The sequence below is a fragment of the Argonema galeatum A003/A1 genome, from assembly GCF_023333595.1.
In the GTDB taxonomy this organism is placed as follows: Bacteria; Cyanobacteriota; Cyanobacteriia; order Cyanobacteriales; family Aerosakkonemataceae; genus Argonema; species Argonema galeatum.
The window spans coordinates 559943-581153 of sequence record NZ_JAIQZM010000001.1; the positions used below are offsets into that span (position 1 = coordinate 559943).

Genomic DNA, 21211 nt, shown 5'->3' on the forward strand with positions numbered 1-21211 from the left:
GAGGAAGAGATGGCGATCGCACTTTCTCTAACTTTACTTAACTATCCGTAATGGCTTCCAACTATCGAGAGATTGACGAATTGAAGTCAATTCAGTGAGATATTCATTCAGTTTGATTTTTTGAGCCTCAAGCTTTGCCAGAATTTCTGGTGCTTCAGCTTCATTCGTTTTCCGTTCCTTCAAAACGCGATCGAAGTCATTTTGAAACCTTTGAATGTAATCATTGATTTGCCGTTCTGCACTTCTAAAGTCTGCTGAGACTTGTTGTTCGATCACTCTCTCTAGCAGCACTAAGGTTCCTGATACATTGCTATCTATTTTTTGGTGAACTTGCTCTACCGTTTGTTGCAAGTTAACTTGATAAAAGGTACGCCGATCTTGAACTTCTACTGTTCTTTCAATAGGAACTTGTACCTCATAAGTTTTGCTTCCCTTACAAAGACTCTTGGATTTTTTGGAACGAGTTTCTGTTTGATATTCAGTTCTCGTTTCGGTTCTGGTAAATACCTCCACTTGATGTTTGATAGCTGGATCGATTCCAGCAAATTCAAAACTGGGAAACTGAATCGGGTTAATGTTCAGTTCTACTTGTAAAGCATCGCCCAGATAATTCGACAATTCATCAGATATTTTTTGAATATCTTCTTGAATCTTATGTGCTAACTTCTCCCGGATACTTGTACCATCTCTGACAAGCTCATCTTGAGTATCTATCCACCAACTCTCAATATGTGGCGCACAAAACTCATTAATAGTTTTTATTATTTTTTGAGCTTCAGTTTGAGTCTTACAACGAATAATGTATGGATCGAACTTTTCAATGTTAACACCGTGTTCAGAGACTGAGCTATTGAAAGTCTCAGGCACAGATTCACTCAAGTTATCCAATAAAGATGTGCTTAATTTGAATACTTTGCCTAATCCCTGACCAAAAACAGGAATAAATCCTAATAGTGCTTCTCCAATGTGTCCCACTATTTCTCCGAGGCCCCTAATGCTATTGTCAGATTTTGGTGCGGGTACTTTACGAATCAGTTGAGTTTTTTTTGGCTTTGGAGATTTGGCTGAACGAGACTCGGCAATCTTATCAATCTCACTAGCTATCTTATCTTTAGCATTATCGGCAAATTCGTTAATGCCTTGGCTAAATCCTTGAATTAATATTTGCTTTTCTTGCTCTACTGCTTTTTTTACTAATTCAACTCTACTCCTCGCATTCTGAGAGCGCCTCCTGTATTCTTCTACTTTTTCTTTGAGGGATTCAATCCCCATTTGCCAACCTTTTATTTGTGTATTCAGAGTGTCTTCAGTTGCTTTACCAGCTTTATCAATTTCTGCCACAACCTCACTCAATAAATTCCAGCCGGAATTTTGAGTAATTCTTTGAATGACTGTTTCCTGAATAGTAGGAATACCGCTATCTGCTAGTGCTTGCACTGCAATCTTTTTAGGGGCTGGAATAATCTGGTTTCCTTCTTCATCTTCAGTGGCATACCTAGCACTAAAGAATTTTTTAAAGTCTTTGATTTGGCTTTCTGTAGCTTTTCCTTGCTGAATAAGTTTTGCTAAAAGTCCTTGCCTAGAACTAGCAGCGTAGATAACTGGATTGACAAAGCCAAAGCTAGCCAACTCTCTTTCTAAATCTTTGATTACCTCAGCAATTTCTCTGTCTTTTTCTGTCTTTTGGTCAATTTTATTCAGGATAAAGTAAATTTTACCTGTGTTCTCTGCTATAAAATCTTTACGATTTTCGACAACATCTTTAAACAAATCCGAAACAGCATTATCTTTGTAGGAAGCGTAGTTTAAAATAAACAGAATTGCATTGCAGGTTCGGAGTGCTTCTAGCGCTGTCTGCTTCAGCGCATTTATGTTAAAGTTCGTAGATTCCCACTCATTCGGCCCAGGAGTATCAACCAGGGTAAAACCTGTTAGAGAAGAGAGTTGACTAATTGCTTCAATAGGATGCTCTATCTCAAAGCGTGTAGTGTTGTTAGGATTACCTGTTTCTCTAATTTCACGGGTACGCAGCAGGAATTTTTGCTGAATTTCACCTGCGTCACCCTCAACAAGAATGACTGGTTTTCTCGATCCTTCTCGATACTCTAGAAGTTTAGGAGTTTCTCCTGATTTAATATGTCGAACATCTGTACGGCAGATGGTACAAGCTGCTGTTTCACTCGCCAGAACGTCCGCACCAATTACAGAATTCAAAAATGTACTTTTGCCAGCTTTCATCGCTGCTATGACGGCTACTTGATATTTCTGGTTTTGCAAAGCATCTAACGCTTCGTTTATTTCATTTTCAATGCTTTGCAGTCCTTGCGCGTCATCTCCCTGAGCGTGGAGTCCGTCTCGGTATTCTCTCAAATATTGTAATAGGCGAGTGCCTGTGTTGTAGATGCTGCTGTATGCTGCTTGAAACTCTTGAGAAGACATAGATTGCACTTTTTTGTTAATGGACGGGCTAAGTCTAATCAGCTGAGGTAGGGACACGGCATTGATTTAGATAATTTGATCGAGTAATAAGGCTGTTTTTGCCGTGCCCCTACACCTTATTAATTTACTAACGGTATCATTCCCGACGCTAGTCAAGGTTTAGTCGTCAGAAAGAGCCTTGGTAATCCCATAAAATGCCAAACCTGCCAACGCACCTACGGCTGCACCAACGGGGCCAGCCGCAGCACCAATACCAGCACCTCCGCCTAATGCACCAACCGCTGTCAAACCCGTAACAGCTACCACACCTGCACCAACACCAGCACCAGCCGCCGCCGCACCTGCGGCTTTCGCTACTTCTTCAGGTTTAGCCATTGGAATACCTCTTGTAAAGGTTAAAACCTAACTATATACCGATGTTAAACTAGCTACAACTATCAAGCGACTAACAAACGCTATAATTTTTAGTTAGCATCACACTATCAACTTACCCAAAACCCTTGCCATGTCTATAGACGAGATGTTTGCCGAGGCGGCAAATCACTGGGATTTAGAAAGGCTGTACCGAGATTTGGCGGAAGCTAAGCAGAAATATGCTCCTCGCGCTAGAAAGGGACTCACTGAGCGGGAAAAGCTCTATCTACGCGGCTTACTGTGCGGTTGCAGTCCGGCTGAGATGGCCCGCCAACTCTTGCAGAGTCCGAAGGGTGTTGAGGTTTATGTGTGCAAAACTTTATACCAATACTTTAAAAGAATGGGAGATGCACCTAATGAAAAGGTAGGAAATTGGAGAAATATCAATAACTTGCTGGAAGATGCGGGATATAAAAGCAAAACTAAGTCATCTGTTAAATCTAAATTCAGTAGTTCTTTTACTACAGATCCATCAGTAAAGATAGTCAATATAAATTTCGATCAAAATACAGGAACCTTTGATATCAACATTCGAGTATCGCTTCCATCAGATTCAGAATCTCAAAGAAGGGAAGATATGGCAGATGGCGATCGCACTATTAACTGATGAAAGAAAAGGTGCGATCGACCTCCCCACTCAAGATTGCTTCTGTGTTGCTGCTTGTCTGAATTGCTCCATAAATTAGCGTAAGTCCTCATCAATATCTCGCCACTCACGCGCATCCACAAATCGCGATAAATGCCCCACATTAGTTGTAGCAACTATCACCGCATCATTCACTGCAATTACCGTAGCTTGAGCCGCCAAAATTACATCCCCATCAAGAGCTTTGGGATCGGCTGTTGGCATTCCCGTTCGTCGTGCAGTCGCCCAAAATTCAGCAGCTTTCAGCATCATTGGTGTTGTCAGGGCAAATATTCCAACTTTACTTTGAATTCATTAAGCCGTCTAATACCCGCAGATTTATTTGCCCGTAGCAACTCGCGCCGTACCTCATAGTCTGCTATTTCCGGCAAAATCACTCTGTAGTCTTTTGACCACAAAGATTCCAGCCAGAGTCCGCACTCCAGAGTCAACGGTGACGGCTTGGGATTCGTCAATATTCCCAAGGGTCCAGAATCCAGTAAGACTATCATTGTTTTGGAAACAGTGGTCGATTTGAAAGACGATCTTCATCTAATGCTTTTTGCAGATATTCAAACGTCTCTCGCTGCTCTTCTTCGTCTCCCTCTTCTACCCACTTCCGATGCCATTCCAGCAAAGCTTGATTCCTCTGATGTTGTTCCTCTTCCGTTCTTTTGGGAAGCATATAATAGCCAGGGGAAATCAAAGCGCTGTTATTCAAATAATTCATCCACTCACCTATTTGCTGATTGACTACCTCAGCAATTATCGCTTTGAGTTCTTCAACCGTCATATCCGCTACTCGTTCACTTGCCATTTTGACTAATCCCCTCCCTTATCTAAAATCATTATCGCACTCTTTTATGTTAAATTAAGACTTACGCTTTTCTCCCCCCTAGCCCCCCAAATCTGGGGGGAATGAGAAGGGAGGCCCCCAGATTTGGGGGGAGGGGGCAAGGGGCAAGGGGGGGCAAAACCTTGGTTTTTGCGTAAGTCCTGTCAAAGTGAAACTTCCTGAATATTAGCGAGATTTGGAATCAACTCTTCGGTGTTAGCGGGTTCGCTAGCTTCTAAAGTGCGATCGCACCTAGTATTACGCACTTTCGGGCGATCGCATCTCTCATCCTCCCAACCTAAAAAAGCTATGATTCGTCCAATTTTATAATACGATCGCGAATTATCTCTTCCATCTTTGCCAAATCCTCAGCAGTTTTAACAAATGGATACCTAACTGCGTCTTTATTATCAGCTTTCAAACAATCGACAAGTTTGTAGAAAGCTTCATTATCACTCCTGTTAGCGAGTACATAGGCTCTTAATTCGGCCTTGCTCATAGTCTCAAAATCCGGTTTCATAGCAAAAACTCCCAGGTTCCATCGCGATAAAGTTTGATTTGCAGTTCTTCTCCGCCAAAGATGTATACTGTGCCGTCGCGCTCATCAAAACGCAATAAATCAACAGAACGGTAAAAATTTGTCAAATATTGACAGAGAACGATACACATTATTCCTTGTTCTGCTGTTGGAAGAATAAGCCCTCCTCTAAAGCATATTATTATCCATACTACATTATAGCTCTTACCTTATGGACAATAAACTTGTTTCTGTATAGCAGTTTGCCGACTCGATCGCCCATCTTTATCGCACGCTGTTATTTCAAAGCGAAACTTCCTGAATATTAGCAAGATTTGGAATCAACTCTTCGGTGTTAGCGGGTTCGCTAGCTTCTAAAGTGCGATCGCACCTCACCGAAAATTGACAATAATCGCACTCACGAGAACCTTCTACAACTTGCGGAAATTCTTCTCCCCTCTCATAACTTTCCAGCCAATCAGTCAGATGATTTAACTGTCGAGTTAAATCCCGTCGCGTTTGTTCGTGCTTTCCAGCATTGTAGGCAAATTTAAAACTTTTAGGCTCAGGTTGAGACTGCACAAACCAGTAAGTCATCGAAATTTGTTCTGGCGAATAATCGCTCGTTTCAGCCAAAACATAAAGATACAAACGAGTTTGCCAGTCTTCTTCTAGCCATCGCTTATTTTTAGGTAAAGGGTAAGTTTTCCAGTCTAGGATTTGAGCTTTTATATCGTCAGCAATCAACAAGTCATAGATAACAGTCAGCACATAATCCTGAAAAGGCAAAATGCGGCCATGTTCGCTTTCGCGGAAAGTTTGGCTACTGGGATTGGGTGTCAAAATTTCTGGTGCTGCACCCACTAAAGCGGTCAGCCAACGCTGCATTTGGGCATCTTCTTGCACGAGAGGTTCTATTGGCAAACCCAGTTCTCGCTGCTGCATCAACAAGTGAAAATCACTGCCCCAATTTATCCGCTCTTGTTGTTCTGGAGTTGTTAGCAAACCCAGCTGATCGATGTAGGTATGTTGAAACTTTCGCGGACAAGTTCCAAGTAGGTTTAAGTGCCTTTGGGATATTCGCATAACTAGGGCTAGGGGCTAGGGGCTAGAACACCGATTCAGTATTTGCGTCGGGGATGACAATACCTTCGCCAAATCGAAAAATGCCTTGATTCGTAGGTTGGGTTGAGGCACGAAACCCAACAAATGCGTTGGGTTTCGCTTCACAAGGGCCCAACCTACAAAAAATTGGCGAAGGTATTGGGATGAGAAACCGGGTTTCTTTGGTTTTAAAGGTCGATATTTCGGGTTTTTTCGTGTCAAATATGCTGATTTGGACACGGCGTAATTAAATCTTGTGTATAACCGACATATTTATGATGCCGTGTCCCTACCAAAATGTTCATATTGCTGATTTGGACACGGCATAATTAAATCTTTTGTATGACCGACATATTTATGATGCCGTGTCCCTACAAAAATGTTCATTTATGGAATATTAGGATAATGATCCCGAAAGACCCTTTTTTATAACCCATAGCTCGATTGATTAAATCATACTTTAGTTAAGACGAAGACGTTGCCTTCATTGCCTCGCGCAATTCGTAAATCCTCATCCAGATAGCTGATATCTAGCCAGCCTTTTTGGTCGCGATTTTCAATGGGAAAGTCAAGGGCGACAAACTTTTTGCCTGACTCAATCTGCCGGATATGGTCGTCTGGGGATTGATAACCGATCGCACGTTGCAAACCGTTAATCGATCGCTCAAATATCACGTTAACCCGACGTTCGGAAACAACCTCAAACCGGGCGACAACGCTCAGTAAGCCTTCCAGATAGGGCAATCCATAAATTTCAGCAATATTGTAGACTTTGGCATCCTTCACCCGGATGCACTGATAAATTTGACCGAGTTTGAGCAATGGCACCTGGTCAATGCCTAAAATAGAGCTACTGCTAGTGTAAAGCAGTCGCCAATCGCCATCCAGTAAGTCACCCGCTTCGGTTGGTCGGGGCGTGGGGTTGCGGTCTTCCAGTTGCGAGACAAGCGCAAGTATTGCTTGTTTGTCAGCAAGAGTAGCCAGCAGACCGCGATTCTTACCTGCGATCGCCTCTAGCAGTGACGCTTTGCCAATCATAACAAACCTCTTCTCAACTCCCCACCACTAAGCATACTTGTTTAAAGCCCGATCTAACACTACAGTCGAATAGCTTTGTCAGGACTTACGCACAAGCTTATATGCCCCCCAAGGCAAGGGGGGAGAAAAGTCTTCTTATCCCTTGCCTTGGGGGGGTAGGGGGGCATGACGTACAAGATGGGGATCGGGGCGCAGGCGACCCAAAAGCTGCGATCGGGACAAGCTTCACTCGCCAGCGATATAATACTGAACAAGGTCTGGAGCTAGTCCTTGGGCGGTTATCCGGATAGCCCAGTAGGTTTTAGCAAGTAGGTCATATAGTCCTGGGTAACGAGTGCTGAGTAACGAGTGGCGATTCTTGGTTGGAATTCAAAGTCTCTGTTAATACTCCGTGCTAGTTACTCAGTACGCCCTACTCCAGGCAATGCCGTAGCAGTACACCCTATGGTACTTTGACTAGAGCGATATGAGCAAAGGAGTTGTGGCTAAATGTGCGGAATCGTTGGCTATATCGGCACCCAAGCAGCTAGCGAAATTTTGTTGGCAGGGTTAGAAAAACTGGAATACCGTGGCTATGATTCTGCTGGTATTGCCACAGTTTGGGAAGGTAAAATACATTGCGTTCGGGCGAAGGGTAAGCTTCAAAACCTGCGCGAAAAACTAGCTGGGGATGAAAATCCAGCCCAAATTGGCATCGGACACACTCGCTGGGCTACCCACGGTAAGCCAGAAGAGTATAATGCACATCCACATATGGATACGGCCATGCGTGTGGCGGTGGTGCAAAATGGCATTATTGAAAACTATCGCGAGTTGCGGGAGGAACTAAAAAGTAGAGGGCACAAATTCCGCTCCGATACGGATACAGAGGTGATTCCCCACCTGATAGCTGAATTTTTATCTCTTTTGCCTTCTACTTCCCCTGTCACCCCTGTTCCCTTCTTGGAGGCGGTGCGACAAGCGGTGAGCAAACTGAAGGGGGCATTTGCGATCGCAGTCATCAGTGCAGATTATCCTGACGAATTGATCGTAGCCAGACAGCAGGCTCCTTTGTCAATTGGATTTGGTTCGGGAGAGTTTTTCTGCGCTTCGGATACTCCGGCGATCGTACCCTATACTCGCACGGTGCTAACACTGGAAAATGGGGAAATGGCACGGCTGACACCCCTGGGAGTTGAGGTTTATAACTTTGCGGGCGACAGGCTCAAAAAAACCCCCCGTACCCTCAACTGGAACCCCATCCTGGTAGAAAAACAGGGATTTCGACATTTCATGCTCAAAGAAATCTACGAGCAACCAGGGGTCGTGCGGACTTGTTTGGAAGCATATATCAACAGCGATTGGAACCCAACTGACAAGAAGACGCCGGTGAATCTGCACTTACCAGCAGAAATGTATGCAGATTTAGAACAAATTCAAATAGTCGCCTGCGGTACTAGCTGGCACGCCAGTTTAGTCGGTAAGTACCTGCTAGAACAACTAGCGGGAATTCCTACCATAGTACAGTATGCTTCTGAGTTTCGCTACGCACCGCCGCCGCTAACGCCGAATACCCTGACAATTGGCGTTACTCAATCTGGGGAAACAGCGGATACTTTGGCTGCTTTGACAATGGAAAAACAGCGTCGCATTACTCAAGCACCTGAGTTTCAACCGCGATTGTTGGGTATTACTAACCGCCCTGAAAGTTCTCTCGCTTCATTAGTATCCTACATCATCGATACTCATGCTGGGATTGAAATTGGGGTGGCGGCGACTAAAACATTTGTCGCTCAGTTAGTAGCATTTTACTGTTTGGCGATCGATTTGGCTTATCGCCGTCAAACTTTGTCTCCTAATTCTCTGGAGCAAATTATCCAAGGTTTGCGACTGCTTCCGGCAGAAATTGAAATGATTTTAGAAGTCCAGGAGCGGTATATTGAAGAGTTAGCCCACAGTTTTGCTGAAACTAAAGATTTCATCTTTATCGGACGGGGAATTAATTACCCAATTGCTTTAGAAGGGGCGCTGAAGCTGAAGGAAATTAGCTACATTCATGCTGAGGGTTATCCAGCTGGGGAAATGAAGCACGGCCCGATCGCGCTGTTGGATGCTAAAGTACCAGTGGTTGCGATCGCAATGCCGGGTGGCGTTAATTATGAGAAAGTTCTCTCAAATGCCCAAGAAGCGAAAGCCCGCGATTCCCGCTTGATTGGTGTAACAGCAATGAATGACGCGGAGGCAAGTGAAATATTTGATGATATCTTGCCTGTGCCAAAAGTGGATGAAATTCTTTCCCCCATTGTCACTGTAATTCCGCTGCAATTATTAGCTTATCACATTGCGGCACGTCGCGGTTTGGATGTGGATCAACCGAGAAATTTGGCTAAATCGGTGACGGTGGAATAGTTACGGTTCTTCCCTTGTCAATTATGCTGATTTGGACACGGCATCATAAAATAATGTCGGTCATCCAAAGTTTTAATTATGCCGTGTCCCTACAAAAATGTTCACTCAGTATGATTTCCTTGAGAGATGCCACTAGCTAAAATACCGAGAATTTTATTCACATCTTTGAGATAATATTCGCTCAAATCAATGCTCAATGTTTGTCGTTCTAGTTTGAGGAATTGCCAAATACTGCCAGTCGTCACTGCACCGTAAATTGTTTTAATCTCAGATGCCGATCGCTCGTTAAAAATTTGGGCTGCTACCATTTCTGCTGCACACTGACCAAAACCAGCATTAATATTCTCTTTTTTAGCTTCTACAACTGTAATTACTGGCGCTGTCACAATGAGAATTTCTGGTGATTTAGTAATAATAAAATCGCAAATACCGTTTAATCCTTTGGTATCATCAACAGTAAAATCTACACCCGAAAATAAATTAATCTGCTCCTGTAATTGGCGACGTAGATCAACTAAAATTGGCGCTATAATTAGTTCAGAGCGCGCTTTTTCACTATTACTGCCTAAAGCGATCGACAGCTGATAGTTGAGACTTTCTAGGAGTAAATTACTGGCTGCTAATTCAGGCACAGCAGCGAAAATATCGCGCTTCTCTAACGTGGTCAAGCCGAACTCTTGTTTGGCTTTGGCTAAAGTAAATTCGCTGTAGGACATCAGATAGACTCCGTTCGCTCGCTCGACTGTTCGAGTTTTGGTTGAAGAGTAATTTCCATAAAATTTCCACACTCTTCAAGACAATATCAATTATACTATGATAATAATAATCATTAGAAGTTTAAAATAAGATTTTTTATGCTGTAAAAAAGGGCTAATAAAGTTGTAAAATTTATGCGAGAGGATATGCGATCGCATCTGTGAATTTGTCCAACTGCATGAGGAGGTCTACTATGGTAGCTAGTCCCGAACCTAAATACATGAGTCCCCAGGAATATCTAGACTGGGAAGAACAACAACCGATTAAATACGAATACATCAACGGCGAAGTTTTTGCCATGACTGGGGGGACGCTTCCCCACAATGCCATAGCTGTCAACCTGACTACTGCCTTCAAAAATTATCTCCGAGGCGGTTCTTGTCGGGTTTATATGGCAGATGCCAAAGTGGGTGTAGCTGAAGATGGCCCCTTTCACTACCCTGATGTGGTGGTCACTTGCGATGAAGTGGACAGAAACGCCCGCAAAGTCATTTATCACCCCTGTTTAATTGCTGAAGTTCTTTCTCCGAGTACAGAAAGTTTCGACCGGGGTAAAAAATTTCAACAATATCGCCGCATCTCAACCCTCAGAGAATACGTCCTTATTAATGCGGAACAAATTACAGTTGAATGTTTCCGACTAAATGATAGAGGAGTTTGGGAACTTTATACTTATACAGAGGGAGAAGAAATTCATCTAACTAGCGTTGATTTTCGTTGTGCGATCGAACTTTTCTATGAAGATGTGGTATTTGATTCATCAGAGTCTTAAAATAATGATATAATATAACTTCTGCTTTCCGCCAAAAGATATTTGCAAAAATGGGATGCTCCCGTTCACCTAAATCTCATCCTCGTTAACTAGAGAAAAAATGAAATCAGAATTAATCACATCTTCAGGGGAAAAGGGAGACTCATTGGGAAAAGCATTAACAGATAATTTGGTTTCAGCACTGGCATTGCGAATTGCTTTGGAGTAGCACTGCTTAAATATTTCCAGATAGTAAGGCTTGAGACTGGGACTGTCTTCTAGCAGATATTCAATTTGGTCGTACTGCTCCAAAATCGTACTTACCCAACTTGAGGAGCGCTTTTCTATTTGATATTGATATTTGAGAATGTGCATGAGTAGCACTACCAACCTGCTTTTTAACTCGCGCCGCTTATCTTTCCCCATCTCTTCTATTTCTTCAATTAGATGTTCAAAATTAATTTCTTCAAAACGGCGCTCACGCAGTAAATTAGCGGTTGTTATCATCCACAAATAGTAATCCTGTTCGTAAAGTTCCAGATTTTCAACAGTTGCTTTTTCTAAGTGAGTAGTCATAAAACCCCCTAAACCAGTTTCTCGACAAATTCCGTTAAAGGAAGAGAAATTACAGTAGCAGATATCATAAGTTTTTATTCTTAGCCCATCGCCTATTATTAATCACTTCTAATTATAGCAAGGATTTGGTATTAGGTCAGATCGAAAAACAAATCTTCGTTTAAAACGTCTTCAAAAAAAGCGGGAGGTTCTTCCAAATTTTTATATTTGGTCACGCTGTAACAGACAAGAGCGGACACTTTTTGGGGTTTAACATGAGTGGAGTCAAAGACATTAATTATTTGCTATTCAAGTTAACTGGGGTCATTAAATACTTTAATATCCCAACTATTTTACTGATATTATCAATAAAATAATCATTTAAATCGACTTCCATAAGTTGATTAGTAAGGCGTAAAAATTTCCAGTTTGTCCCTGTGGTGACAACCCCATATATTTCGGTAATATTATTATTTCTTCTTTCATTAAAGAGTTGGGCGGCAATCATTTCTGCCATACATTGTGGGAGTCCAGCTTGAATATTATCATTTTTAGCTTCTACTAAGGCGACAACCGGAGCTTTAATGAGCAGTTGTTCGGGGGAGCGACTAATCAGAAAGTCACAAAACCCATTCAATCCTTTTTCTAAATCTACATTAAATTCTTTTCCTGAAAAAAAGCTTATCTGATACTGAAACTGTTTTCTAAGTTCTACTAAAAGAGGCGTAACAATTAATTCTGAGCGAGCTTTTTCGGTATTAATAGCTAAAGCTAAAGAAATATTTTCTTGCAGAGTTTGACTGAGAAGATCGCTATATTCAGATTCTGGTATATTTGCAAAAATGCCAACTCTGTCAGCAATAGTTATGCCAAAGTTGGTTTCAATCATTTCTAGGTTTGTGAATTGACTATATGACATCTTTGCCTCCAGAGGACTACAGGCTAATGGCAGATTTTCTTTGCTCTTTTTCGCTGGGAAAATTAGTACCCCATGACAAAATAAATACCAATCGGCTAATATATTGTCAAGAAAACTTTCATAATTGTTACTTTTATTCACTAAAAAACGTTTTGACCGAGTATTAGGCAACTCCTTACTAAATTAGTAGGTTGGATTACTCCCTTTGGGCCAGAAGATTATCTATCATTCTTTTTCCCCTCTGCCCCTCTGCCCCTCTGCGGCTTTTATAGATATTCTTTCAGCCAGAAAGGATTAAGCGCAGTGTAACGCACCCTCCAAAAGTTGGAGATTACCAAGCGATATAATTGAGAAAGTTAGAGACGTTATTAGGAGGCAGTCATGTTCGATCGCATTACGTTCGATCCGCAAATTATGGGAGGACGCGCTTGCATTCGCGGAATGCGGATTACCGTTTCTTTGGTAATCAGTTTGGTAGCAAATAGAATGAGTGTAGAGGAAATTATCAAGGAGTATCCCGATTTGGAAGCGGAAGATATCAGTGCCTGCCTTCAGTATGCGGCATTCTTGGCAAGTGAAGAAGTTCGTCCATTTAGCGGGAGTACAGTGTGAAATTTCTGGCAGATATGGGTATTTCTATGACTGTTGTGCAGACACTCCGCCAATTGGGATATGATGCTGTTCACCTGCGGGAAGAACGCTTACAACGGTTACCAGATCCAGATATTTTGGAAAAGGCGAGACAAGAGGATAGGATTGTTTTAACATTTGACCTAGACTTTGGCGATTTGTTGGCTGTGAGTGCTGATGTTGCGCCAAGTGTAGTTATTTTTAGAGTGAAAAATACTGTTCCAGCATTTGTTAGTGCCAGACTGCTGTCAGTTATTTCAGAGTGTCGTGAGGATTTGGCAACTGGGGCAATTGTGACAGTAGAAAATAATCGCTATCGAGTACGAAAACTACCCATTTAGATCTTAATATGGTAAATGGGTAATGGGTAATTTCAAATTTTAGATTTGAGATTTCAAATTTAATAAATCTGAAATTATTCAATTTGCAATCTGAAATTACCCATTCTCCACTACCCTAGAAATAGTCTTGAATCGCTTTTACATCCAGGGGTGAGGATTGCAAACGTGCGATCGCAGCAGCACTAGCTTTGGCCCCGGCGATCGTGGTAATCACCGGCACTTTGTAAGCTAAGGCAGTACGCCGCAACAAACGCGCATCGGTTGCTGCTTCTTCCCCAGAAGGAGTGTTGAGAACTAGCTGAATTTTCTGATTTTTAATCGCGTCTACAATATGAGGACGCCCTTCGTGTACCTTCAGCACCAAACCGATCTTTTTCAAGCCATTTTCTTGGAGGACGCGACGAGTGCCATCGGTGGCGACAATATCAAAGCCTAATTCCATCAGTTCTTTTACTGCTGGAACTATCGCTATTTTATCGCGATCGCTCATCGATACAAACACCGTTCCCGATAATGGCAACCGCACTCCCGCCGCCAATTCTGCTTTGGTAAACGCCTTGCCGAAATCCGTATCAATGCCCATCACTTCCCCAGTCGATCGCATTTCTGGGCCAAGTATAGTATCCGTACCGGGGAATTTATCAAAGGGCAATACCGCTTCTTTCACCGCAATGTGATTGGGTATAATTTCCTTAGTCAAACCCAACTCCTCCAAGGTTTTACCTGACATAATCAAAGAAGCCAGCTTCGCCAACGGCTTGCCAATTGCCTTCGATACGAACGGCACCGTGCGCGACGCCCTGGGATTTGCCTCTAAAATGTAAACCTGCGGTGCATAGCCATAAGCCCCTACGACGGCATACTGAATATTCATCAAACCAATGACATTGAGGGCTTTTGCTAACCGGATTGTTTGCTCGCGAATTGTTTGCAGAATTGCCGGAGATAGAGAAGTTGTTGGCAGGGTGCAAGCAGAATCACCTGAGTGAATTCCCGCTTGTTCGATGTGTTCCATGATACCGCCAATCACAACATTTCCAGTGCTATCGGCGATCGCATCCACATCCACTTCAACCGCATTTTCCAAGAACTTATCAATTAGCACAGGTTTTTCCGGTTCAACCTGCACCGCCATCGTCATGTAACGATCCAAATCCTTATCCGAGTAGACGATTTCCATTGCGCGTCCGCCCAAAACGTAGCTGGGACGAACCACTACCGGATAACCAATTCGCCGTGCAATAGTCAGCGCTTCCTGTTCAGAACGAGCAATTCCATTTTCAGCCGTCAGCAAATGCAGTTTTTGGACAATTTCATCAAACCGTTCTCGGTCTTCCGCAATGTCGATCGAATCGGGAGATGTTCCCCAAATTTTCGTACCGAGTTCTGGATGATTGAGGAGTGCTTCTTGCAGTGGAAGTGCCAATTTCAGTGGCGTTTGACCGCCAAACTGGATAATAATTCCGACTGGTTTTTCCGTTTCGATGATATTGAGAACATCTTCCTTGGTGAGGGGTTCAAAATAGAGGCGATCGCTCGTATCGTAATCCGTCGAAACCGTCTCTGGATTAGAATTAACCATGATCGTCTCAAATCCTGCACCCCGCAAAGCGTAGGCAGCGTGACAGCAGCAATAGTCAAACTCAATCCCTTGCCCGATGCGATTCGGCCCACCACCCAAAATCATCACCTTTTGTTTATCGGATGGTAGCACTTCCGATTCCCCTTGCAACGGGTAATTGAGAGATACTGAATTTTCAGCATCTTCCCCACAACCCATTTCATAAGTGGAATAGTGATAAGGAGTAAACGCCTCAAATTCCGCCGCACAAGTATCTACAGTTTTGTAAATAGGCAGAACGCCCAAGCGCTTGCGATACTCCCGCACATCGTCTTCTTTGGTTTTGGTGGCAAAGGCAATTTGGCGATCGCTATATCCCTGTTGCTTGATCGCAAACAACTCCTCTTTTTTCAGTTGTTCCAAAGGAGTGCGTTTCAGGAATTTCTCGGTTTCCAGCAATTCCTTCATCTTATCTAAAAACCAAGGGTCAATTCCCGTTAGTTCATAAATATCTTCTACCGACATTCCCATCTGCATCGCGTGACGCACAGTGAAAATCCGTTCGGGATTCGGCGTCCGCAACTGGGCGCGGATTTGTTCCAAAGAAGCCAATTTTTCCGTTTTGTCGCAACCCCAACCGGCGCGACCCGTTTCTAAACTTCGCAACGCCTTCTGGAACGATTCGCAGAACGTCCGTCCGATCGCCATTGCTTCTCCCACCGATTTCATTTGCGTTGTCAGTATCGCTGGCGTTCCCGGAAACTTTTCAAACGCAAAGCGGGGGATTTTCGTTACCACATAGTCAATCGTCGGTTCAAACGATGCCGGAGTCTTTTTCGTAATATCATTATTAATTTCATCCAGCGTGTAACCCACCGCCAATTTAGCCGCAAATTTGGCAATGGGGAACCCAGTAGCCTTGGAAGCTAATGCCGATGAACGAGATACACGGGGGTTCATTTCAATGACAATCATGTCGCCGTTCACCGGATTGACGGCAAACTGGATATTAGATCCGCCAGTTTCTACGCCAATTTCGCGGATAATCTTGATGGAGGCATCCCGCAGCCGTTGGTATTCCTTGTCGGTCAGCGTTTGTGCTGGTGCTACCGTGATCGAGTCGCCCGTGTGGATGCCCATCGGGTCTAGGTTTTCGATCGAACAGATAATCACTACGTTATCTGCTAGATCTCGCATCACCTCTAATTCATATTCTTTCCAGCCTAGAAGCGACTGTTCGATCAAAATTTGGGAAACCGGACTGGCATCTATGCCTACCTGGGCCATTTCTTCAAATTCTTCTTGGTTGTAGGCGATCCCACCACCCGACCCTCCCATCGTAAAAGCTGGTCGAATAATTAGGGGATAGCTGCCAATTTGGTGACCGATCGTCTTAGCTTCGTTTACATTGGAGGCGATGCCAGAGGGACAGACACCTACCCCAATTTTTTCCATCGCTTCTTTAAAGAGCTTTCGGTCTTCTGCTTTTTCGATCGCTTCCAGTTTAGCTCCAATCAATTCGACGCCGTACCGTTCCAAGACGCCATTTTTTGATAAGGCTACAGCTAAATTTAGCGCCGTTTGCCCGCCCATCGTCGGCAGCAGGGCGTCGGGACGCTCTTTGGCAATCACTTTTTCCACCATTTCAGGCGTCAGCGGCTCAATATAGGTGCGATCTGCCGTTTCTGGATCGGTCATAATGGTGGCTGGGTTGGAGTTAACCAAGACCACCTCGTAGCCTTCACTGCGTAGTGCTTTGCAAGCCTGAGTGCCCGAATAGTCGAATTCGCAGGCTTGGCCGATTACAATTGGGCCAGAACCCAACAGCAGGATTTTGTGGAGGTCGTTACGACGAGGCATAATGATTGCTTTGGAGTAAGGGTGTGCAAATCCAACCCATTTTAAGGGGTTTCCTCCAAGTAGAAGCGGTTGTTACACTACACTTTTCCAAGGTTCCATGACAAATTGGCTGTAATTGGTCAAAAGTCAAGAAGGGGCTAGGGGCTAGGGGCGAGCGTTGAGGGAAGAGAGAAGAGGGGGAAGATCTGCAAAATCCCACTCCCCCACTCCCCCACTCCCCCACTCTCCCACTCCCCCACTCCCCCACTCCCCCACTCTCCCACTTCCCCTAGCCCCCAATCCCTTCTTGACTTTTGACTTTTGAATGAGTGACTTTTGACTTTTCTTGACCCTACCCCTATGCTAAACCTCGACGGCTTTATCCCAAACGAGATGATGCTTGCACAGCAACATCCTTTAGCTGAAAACCTGACTCAACTGCTTCCCGATGCGGAAGAAGCATCTACTAAGGAGATCTGGGAAATCCAATTGCGCGATCGCATTCCCGGTATCATTAAACGACTGATTCCGCTCAATCCCCTCATGTCTTGGGAATACTGGTGGTGCGTTCCCGATAGGATACTATTGCCTGAAGATGTGGAAGTTTTGCAGAGCGATCGGCCCAGACTTGAAGCGATCTTAGGCAAACTCGTTTGGCTGCTGGGCGGACACTGCTTTGGAGAGAATACTCGCTGGGATGGGGATTCGTCCCCGGTTTATAATTGGCAGCAGGTACTGGCGTTTGTGGAAGCTTGCGGAATGAAACCGGACTTGTTGGATATCGATTTTCTGCCGACTGCGATCGAACCCACTCCCAACCTCTCACGCAACAAACACAAAAGTACAGAAAAACCCCAAGAATATGTTGCCATTGAACCAGCCCACTGGCACATCGAATTTTTCCAGATTCAACCCATAGAGGGAGGTTTTGAACTCGCTCTGCCCAAAAAATTATGTAGCTGCCAAATCTGGACTGGCAGACCTTTCATCAAAAACTTGCAAACAGGAGAAACTTTGACGCGCTATGACTTATGGGTTTCCAGCCCACACGATTTTAGTACGCCCTCTTGGTTTAAGTCATTGACCAGCAATTAGTTCAGAAATAGTATCATAGAGTTTCTGAATATGAAGCTTTCAACCCCAGGCTAATTATTGCTACCGACTATGCTTTTGGAGAACTAATTATGACAGCAGACACCGCAACAAGAGCAAAAACTTTGGGCGACTTTGCTCATTTAGCAATTGAGAAACACTTTCACAAAACAATCAAGCACGAAGCCGATGTTCTCAAAGACAAAGATCCCGAAGCCTTGCACCAAATGCGCGTCGGTATGCGTCGCCTGCGGACAGCCGTAACGGGTTTCGCACCCGCTTTAGATCTGCCAAAATACGCTCAAGACAAACATATTGCCAAAATTGCTCGCATTCTGGGAACGCTGCGAGACTTAGACGTTCTTGAGGAAGCGTTCATAAGTCATTACCAACCTGCTTTGCCGAAGTCCGAACAGAAAGTTGTCGATACTGCTTTGAAGCATCTGGCTCAACAGCGTCAACAGGCTTTCAACGAAGTAAAAACAACTCTAGAAAAGTCGCGCTATCAGGATCTAAAGCAGGCTTTTATAGAGTGGCTGAAACAACCTTCTTATCAGCAGCAGGCTGATTTACCTATTCAATCGGTGCTACCGGATTTACTGTTACCTCAAGTAAGTCAGTTGTTGCTTCACCCTGGTTGGTTGGTGGGAACCAAAGCTGAGAATGCAGAAATTCAGGCGCTCACGAATATGAGTCATGAAACGGTAGAACAAGAATTAGCGCTGCATAAAGATGTTCTGCACAGCCTCCGCAAACAAACTAAGCGCGTGCGCTACCAAATGGAGTTATTTACTAACTTTTATGGAGCGACTTATAACGCTTATTTGGAAGACATAAAGACAATTCAAGGTATATTGGGAGAAATTCAAGATAGCGTTGTTTTAGCCGATTTTCTTGCCAAAGCTTTGGATTTAAAAGCCGATAAATTACCTCCCAATCTGTCTGAAAAGTTAGCCGAAAGTCGTTATCAAGCTTGGCAGCAGTGGCAACCATTCCAAATCCGATATTTAAATCTTCAAATCAGACAATCTTTCCGCTCAGAACTTCTGCGACCTAAAGAAATGTACGGCAATGAGCAATATGATAATACGGGCGAATCTAGTAATGGAACAGTAAAAATAAAAGAAAGAAAAAAAAGCTAATTTTTTATTACTTTTGCTTTCTTTACATCGCTTCCAGGCGTTGGCGCAGCTTGCTGCTTAGAGCAGTTGTATAGTCAAAAATCAAGACATTCATCCCAAAAAATTAAATATCAGAGCATAGTCATCTCCGATCAATCGCTTTAATCTTTGCTGTATCTAATTTTTTATATGGGCGATACTGGATTTGAACCAGTGACCCCTTCCGTGTGAAGGAAGTGCGCTACCACTGTGCTAATCGCCCATGAATTTTTAATATAACACAGGTAGCGCCAATCCACAACCAGCAGGAAACAATATTAATCTCCCTGGGGACACTCATCCCATAAAGTTGTGGTTTCTCGCAAACTTAAATGGTCGCCATTTCCCAAAATTAAGTGATCGAGTAGGGGTATAGCCAAAAACTGCGCCCCTGTTAATAGCTGCTTCGTTAAATTGATGTCTTCCTGACTTGGCTCGACGTTCCCAGATGGATGGTTGTGCGCTACTATAACCCGCGTAGCTCCTTGTCTGATTACTTCTCGGAAAATCTCTCGCGGATGCGCCAATGTCTCTGTCGCTGTACCAATGGTAATTACCTGCGTCCCCATCAACCTATTCTTGACATCCAGTAACAAAACCGCGAATCTTTCCTGAGCTTGCCACATTAAATCGTTGCTGAGTGTAGCGGCGGCGGCAGCAGGACTATCAATTGTGGCCCGATCGAGCGGTCGCGTGGCAAAAGCTCTCTTCCCTAATTCGATCGCCGCTAAAATCGTTGTCGCCTTGGCTGGGCCAATTCCAGGGATCTCCATCAACTCGGCAGCACTAATATCCCTCAATACCGCCAGGGGGTCTCGTCCGTGTTGGCTCAATTGTTGCAAAATATATTGTCCTAAGCCTACCGCAGACAGTTTACCAGGCCCCTGACCAGTACCCAATAAAATTGCAATCAGTTCCGCAGTGGCAAGACTCTTGGGGCCATGAGTCATCAATCTTTCGCGGGGACGTTCGCTGGTAGGTATGTCTGCAATTCTCAGGCAATAGGTCATAGATAGCACCGGCCATACTGAAACGGGTGTGGTCAAAAACAGTTGGTGATAGGGGGGACAAGGGGGACAAGGGGGACACTTTGTGCCAACCAACTACTTATGACCGCACCCTACTGAAACACAAATATATAACTACAGAGGGTTGTTGCAAATAAGTTAAAAATAATAAGCTTTAGATTGGGCATTGGGCATTGAGATGAAGGACGAAGATAGATGAGTCGGCGAGCGCTGTTGTTAGTGAACGGTCATTCCCGGCGGGGTAAAGAAAACCTCTCCCAGGCGGTTAGCCAATTGCAAGCATTAGGCTTTGATGTTCTAGATAAATCAGCCGAACAATCAAAGCTGGCACCTTCTGTGATTCGTAAATATAGCGATCGCGTCGATTTAGCAATCATCGGTGGCGGCGATGGCACCCTCAATGCTGTAGCAGAAGCTCTCATCGAAACACAACTTCCCTTGGGTATCCTACCTTTGGGAACAGCTAACGACTTGGCGAGGACTCTGGGAATTCCCACAGATTTATCCGCAGCTTGCGAAATCATTGCCAACGGTCAAGTAAAGCACATCGACTTAGGTTGCGTTAATGGCAAACTCTTCTTTAACGTAGCCAGTCTGGGTCTGAGCGTGAAAATCACCCAGCAGCTAAACAAAGAAGTCAAGCAACAGTGGGGTGTGCTGGCTTATGCTGCAACGGCCATACAGGTAGTTTGGCAAGCGCGACCCTTCTGGGCAGAGATCCGTCAGAGCGATCGTACAATTCGAGTCAAAACATTGCAAATTGCCGTCGGCAACGGTCTATACTACGGCGGTGGTATGATTGTCCGGGATGACGCTAAAATCAACGACCAAAGACTAGATCTGTATAGCCTGGAAACTAAGCACTGGTGGGATCTACTGCTACGGCTACCCGCAATCAAACAAGGACAGCACGCCGAGTGGCCTGGTGTTCGTACCCTTGAAGGTCAGGAATTTGAAATAACGACGATCGAACCCCGCCCCATCAACACCGATGGCGAGGTAACGACATACACTCCGGCTAAATTCCGCCTTATACCTCAAGCTTTGCCAGTTATCGTGCCCAAAACATCAGAAATTCCAGGTTTAGCTGAAGAGACGTTGGGCAACGCAGTGATATAAGAACAGCGGTTGGCGCTCTTAAGGTAGCATCCGCTCATCAAATTAAAGCCTTATGATTACTACCCAGACTATGTTAACCTTGAGTAAAGAAATTCAGTGC

Annotated in this window: 22 protein-coding genes and 1 tRNA gene; 8 read left to right on the plus strand and 15 right to left on the minus strand. The window is 44.1% G+C overall.

From position 1 onward, the window contains the following. Nucleotides 1-33: 33 nt before the first annotated feature. Nucleotides 34-2439 carry a dynamin family protein gene (locus tag LAY41_RS02685; RefSeq protein ID WP_249093765.1) on the minus strand — a complete coding sequence of 802 codons (2406 nt, stop codon included), beginning with the start codon at nucleotides 2437-2439 and terminating at the stop codon, nucleotides 34-36. A gap of 159 nt (nucleotides 2440-2598) precedes the next feature. Continuing rightward, on the minus strand, nucleotides 2599-2814 hold the full coding sequence (locus LAY41_RS02690) for a hypothetical protein (RefSeq protein WP_249093767.1): 216 nt from the start codon (nucleotides 2812-2814) through the stop codon (nucleotides 2599-2601). Nucleotides 2815-2944: 130 nt separating this feature from the next. On the opposite strand from LAY41_RS02690, the gene LAY41_RS02695 reads away from it, so the two are divergent. Next, entirely contained in the window at nucleotides 2945-3460 is a 516-nt protein-coding gene (locus tag LAY41_RS02695; protein ID WP_249093770.1) for a helix-turn-helix transcriptional regulator, read from the plus strand. A 75-nt stretch (nucleotides 3461-3535) separates the two neighbouring features. Here the strand turns inward: LAY41_RS02695 and LAY41_RS02700 are convergent, their stop codons facing one another. The 7 genes from LAY41_RS02700 to LAY41_RS02730 all read right to left on the minus strand — a co-directional run bounded on the left by LAY41_RS02700 (nucleotide 3536) and on the right by LAY41_RS02730 (nucleotide 6972). Continuing rightward, nucleotides 3536-3751: a hypothetical protein gene (locus LAY41_RS02700; protein ID WP_249093772.1), complete on the minus strand. Its 216-nt coding sequence runs from the start codon at nucleotides 3749-3751 to the stop codon at nucleotides 3536-3538. 8 nt (nucleotides 3752-3759) lie between these two features. Next, nucleotides 3760-3990, minus strand: coding sequence for a hypothetical protein (locus LAY41_RS02705; RefSeq protein WP_249093773.1), 231 nt, complete (start codon nucleotides 3988-3990; stop codon nucleotides 3760-3762). Beyond that, nucleotides 3987-4295 carry a hypothetical protein gene (locus tag LAY41_RS02710; protein ID WP_249093775.1) on the minus strand — a complete coding sequence of 103 codons (309 nt, stop codon included), beginning with the start codon at nucleotides 4293-4295 and terminating at the stop codon, nucleotides 3987-3989. Before LAY41_RS02710 ends, LAY41_RS02705 begins: the two co-directional genes overlap by 4 nt. A 325-nt stretch (nucleotides 4296-4620) precedes the next feature. After that, nucleotides 4621-4833: a DUF6887 family protein gene (locus LAY41_RS02715; RefSeq protein WP_249093777.1), complete on the minus strand. Its 213-nt coding sequence runs from the start codon at nucleotides 4831-4833 to the stop codon at nucleotides 4621-4623. Further along, complete coding sequence (locus LAY41_RS02720; protein WP_420840298.1) at nucleotides 4830-5036, minus strand: DUF6888 family protein; 207 nt, start codon at nucleotides 5034-5036, stop codon at nucleotides 4830-4832. The genes LAY41_RS02715 and LAY41_RS02720 overlap by 4 nt, the downstream gene beginning before the upstream one ends. A gap of 97 nt (nucleotides 5037-5133) precedes the next feature. Beyond that, nucleotides 5134-5916: a PD-(D/E)XK nuclease family protein gene (locus LAY41_RS02725; protein WP_249093781.1), complete on the minus strand. Its 783-nt coding sequence runs from the start codon at nucleotides 5914-5916 to the stop codon at nucleotides 5134-5136. Nucleotides 5917-6387: 471 nt separating this feature from the next. Further along, nucleotides 6388-6972: a PAP/fibrillin family protein gene (locus tag LAY41_RS02730; RefSeq protein ID WP_249093784.1), complete on the minus strand. Its 585-nt coding sequence runs from the start codon at nucleotides 6970-6972 to the stop codon at nucleotides 6388-6390. Between the two features lie 489 nt (nucleotides 6973-7461). On the opposite strand from LAY41_RS02730, the gene glmS reads away from it, so the two are divergent. Further along, nucleotides 7462-9360 carry a glutamine--fructose-6-phosphate transaminase (isomerizing) gene (gene glmS / locus LAY41_RS02735; protein ID WP_249093786.1) on the plus strand — a complete coding sequence of 633 codons (1899 nt, stop codon included), beginning with the start codon at nucleotides 7462-7464 and terminating at the stop codon, nucleotides 9358-9360. A 101-nt stretch (nucleotides 9361-9461) separates the two neighbouring features. Here the strand turns inward: glmS and LAY41_RS02740 are convergent, their stop codons facing one another. Then, the gene (locus LAY41_RS02740; RefSeq protein WP_249093788.1) at nucleotides 9462-10076 is read right to left on the minus strand and encodes a hypothetical protein; all 615 of its coding nucleotides are present in this window, start codon (nucleotides 10074-10076) and stop codon (nucleotides 9462-9464) included. A gap of 233 nt (nucleotides 10077-10309) precedes the next feature. Between LAY41_RS02740 and LAY41_RS02745 the strand changes: the two genes are divergently transcribed. After that, on the plus strand, nucleotides 10310-10888 hold the full coding sequence (locus LAY41_RS02745) for a Uma2 family endonuclease (protein ID WP_249093790.1): 579 nt from the start codon (nucleotides 10310-10312) through the stop codon (nucleotides 10886-10888). Between the two features lie 69 nt (nucleotides 10889-10957). Here the strand turns inward: LAY41_RS02745 and LAY41_RS02750 are convergent, their stop codons facing one another. Continuing rightward, the gene (locus LAY41_RS02750; RefSeq protein WP_249093792.1) at nucleotides 10958-11443 is read right to left on the minus strand and encodes a DUF29 domain-containing protein; all 486 of its coding nucleotides are present in this window, start codon (nucleotides 11441-11443) and stop codon (nucleotides 10958-10960) included. A 277-nt stretch (nucleotides 11444-11720) separates the two neighbouring features. Further along, nucleotides 11721-12482 carry a hypothetical protein gene (locus LAY41_RS02755; protein WP_338022918.1) on the minus strand — a complete coding sequence of 254 codons (762 nt, stop codon included), beginning with the start codon at nucleotides 12480-12482 and terminating at the stop codon, nucleotides 11721-11723. A gap of 240 nt (nucleotides 12483-12722) precedes the next feature. On the opposite strand from LAY41_RS02755, the gene LAY41_RS02760 reads away from it, so the two are divergent. Then, a complete protein-coding gene (locus LAY41_RS02760; protein WP_249093794.1) occupies nucleotides 12723-12953 on the plus strand; it encodes a DUF433 domain-containing protein in 231 nt (76 codons plus the stop codon). After that, nucleotides 12950-13312, plus strand: a complete 363-nt coding sequence (locus tag LAY41_RS02765) for a DUF5615 family PIN-like protein (RefSeq protein ID WP_249093796.1) — start codon at nucleotides 12950-12952, stop codon at nucleotides 13310-13312. Before LAY41_RS02760 ends, LAY41_RS02765 begins: the two co-directional genes overlap by 4 nt. A 115-nt stretch (nucleotides 13313-13427) precedes the next feature. Here LAY41_RS02765 and carB read toward each other — a convergent pair whose 3' ends face one another. After that, entirely contained in the window at nucleotides 13428-16733 is a 3306-nt protein-coding gene (gene carB / locus LAY41_RS02770) for a carbamoyl-phosphate synthase large subunit (RefSeq protein ID WP_249093799.1), read from the minus strand. Nucleotides 16734-17072: 339 nt separating this feature from the next. Here carB and LAY41_RS02775 point away from each other — a divergent pair, with 339 nt between their 5' ends. Both LAY41_RS02775 and LAY41_RS02780 read left to right on the plus strand, forming a co-directional pair. Further along, nucleotides 17073-17807 (plus strand): hypothetical protein, encoded by a 735-nt coding sequence (locus LAY41_RS02775; RefSeq protein WP_249093802.1) that lies wholly within the window; start codon nucleotides 17073-17075, stop codon nucleotides 17805-17807. An 89-nt stretch (nucleotides 17808-17896) separates the two neighbouring features. After that, a complete protein-coding gene (locus tag LAY41_RS02780; RefSeq protein ID WP_249093804.1) occupies nucleotides 17897-18946 on the plus strand; it encodes a CHAD domain-containing protein in 1050 nt (349 codons plus the stop codon). 169 nt (nucleotides 18947-19115) lie between these two features. Here LAY41_RS02780 and LAY41_RS02785 read toward each other — a convergent pair. After that, nucleotides 19116-19187 (minus strand) — tRNA-Val (locus LAY41_RS02785). Between the two features lie 55 nt (nucleotides 19188-19242). Beyond that, nucleotides 19243-19974, minus strand: coding sequence for a RadC family protein (gene radC / locus LAY41_RS02790; RefSeq protein WP_249093806.1), 732 nt, complete (start codon nucleotides 19972-19974; stop codon nucleotides 19243-19245). Nucleotides 19975-20187: 213 nt separating this feature from the next. Here radC and LAY41_RS02795 point away from each other — a divergent pair, with 213 nt between their 5' ends. Continuing rightward, nucleotides 20188-21111 (plus strand): lipid kinase, encoded by a 924-nt coding sequence (locus tag LAY41_RS02795; RefSeq protein WP_249093808.1) that lies wholly within the window; start codon nucleotides 20188-20190, stop codon nucleotides 21109-21111. Nucleotides 21112-21211 lie beyond the last annotated feature (100 nt).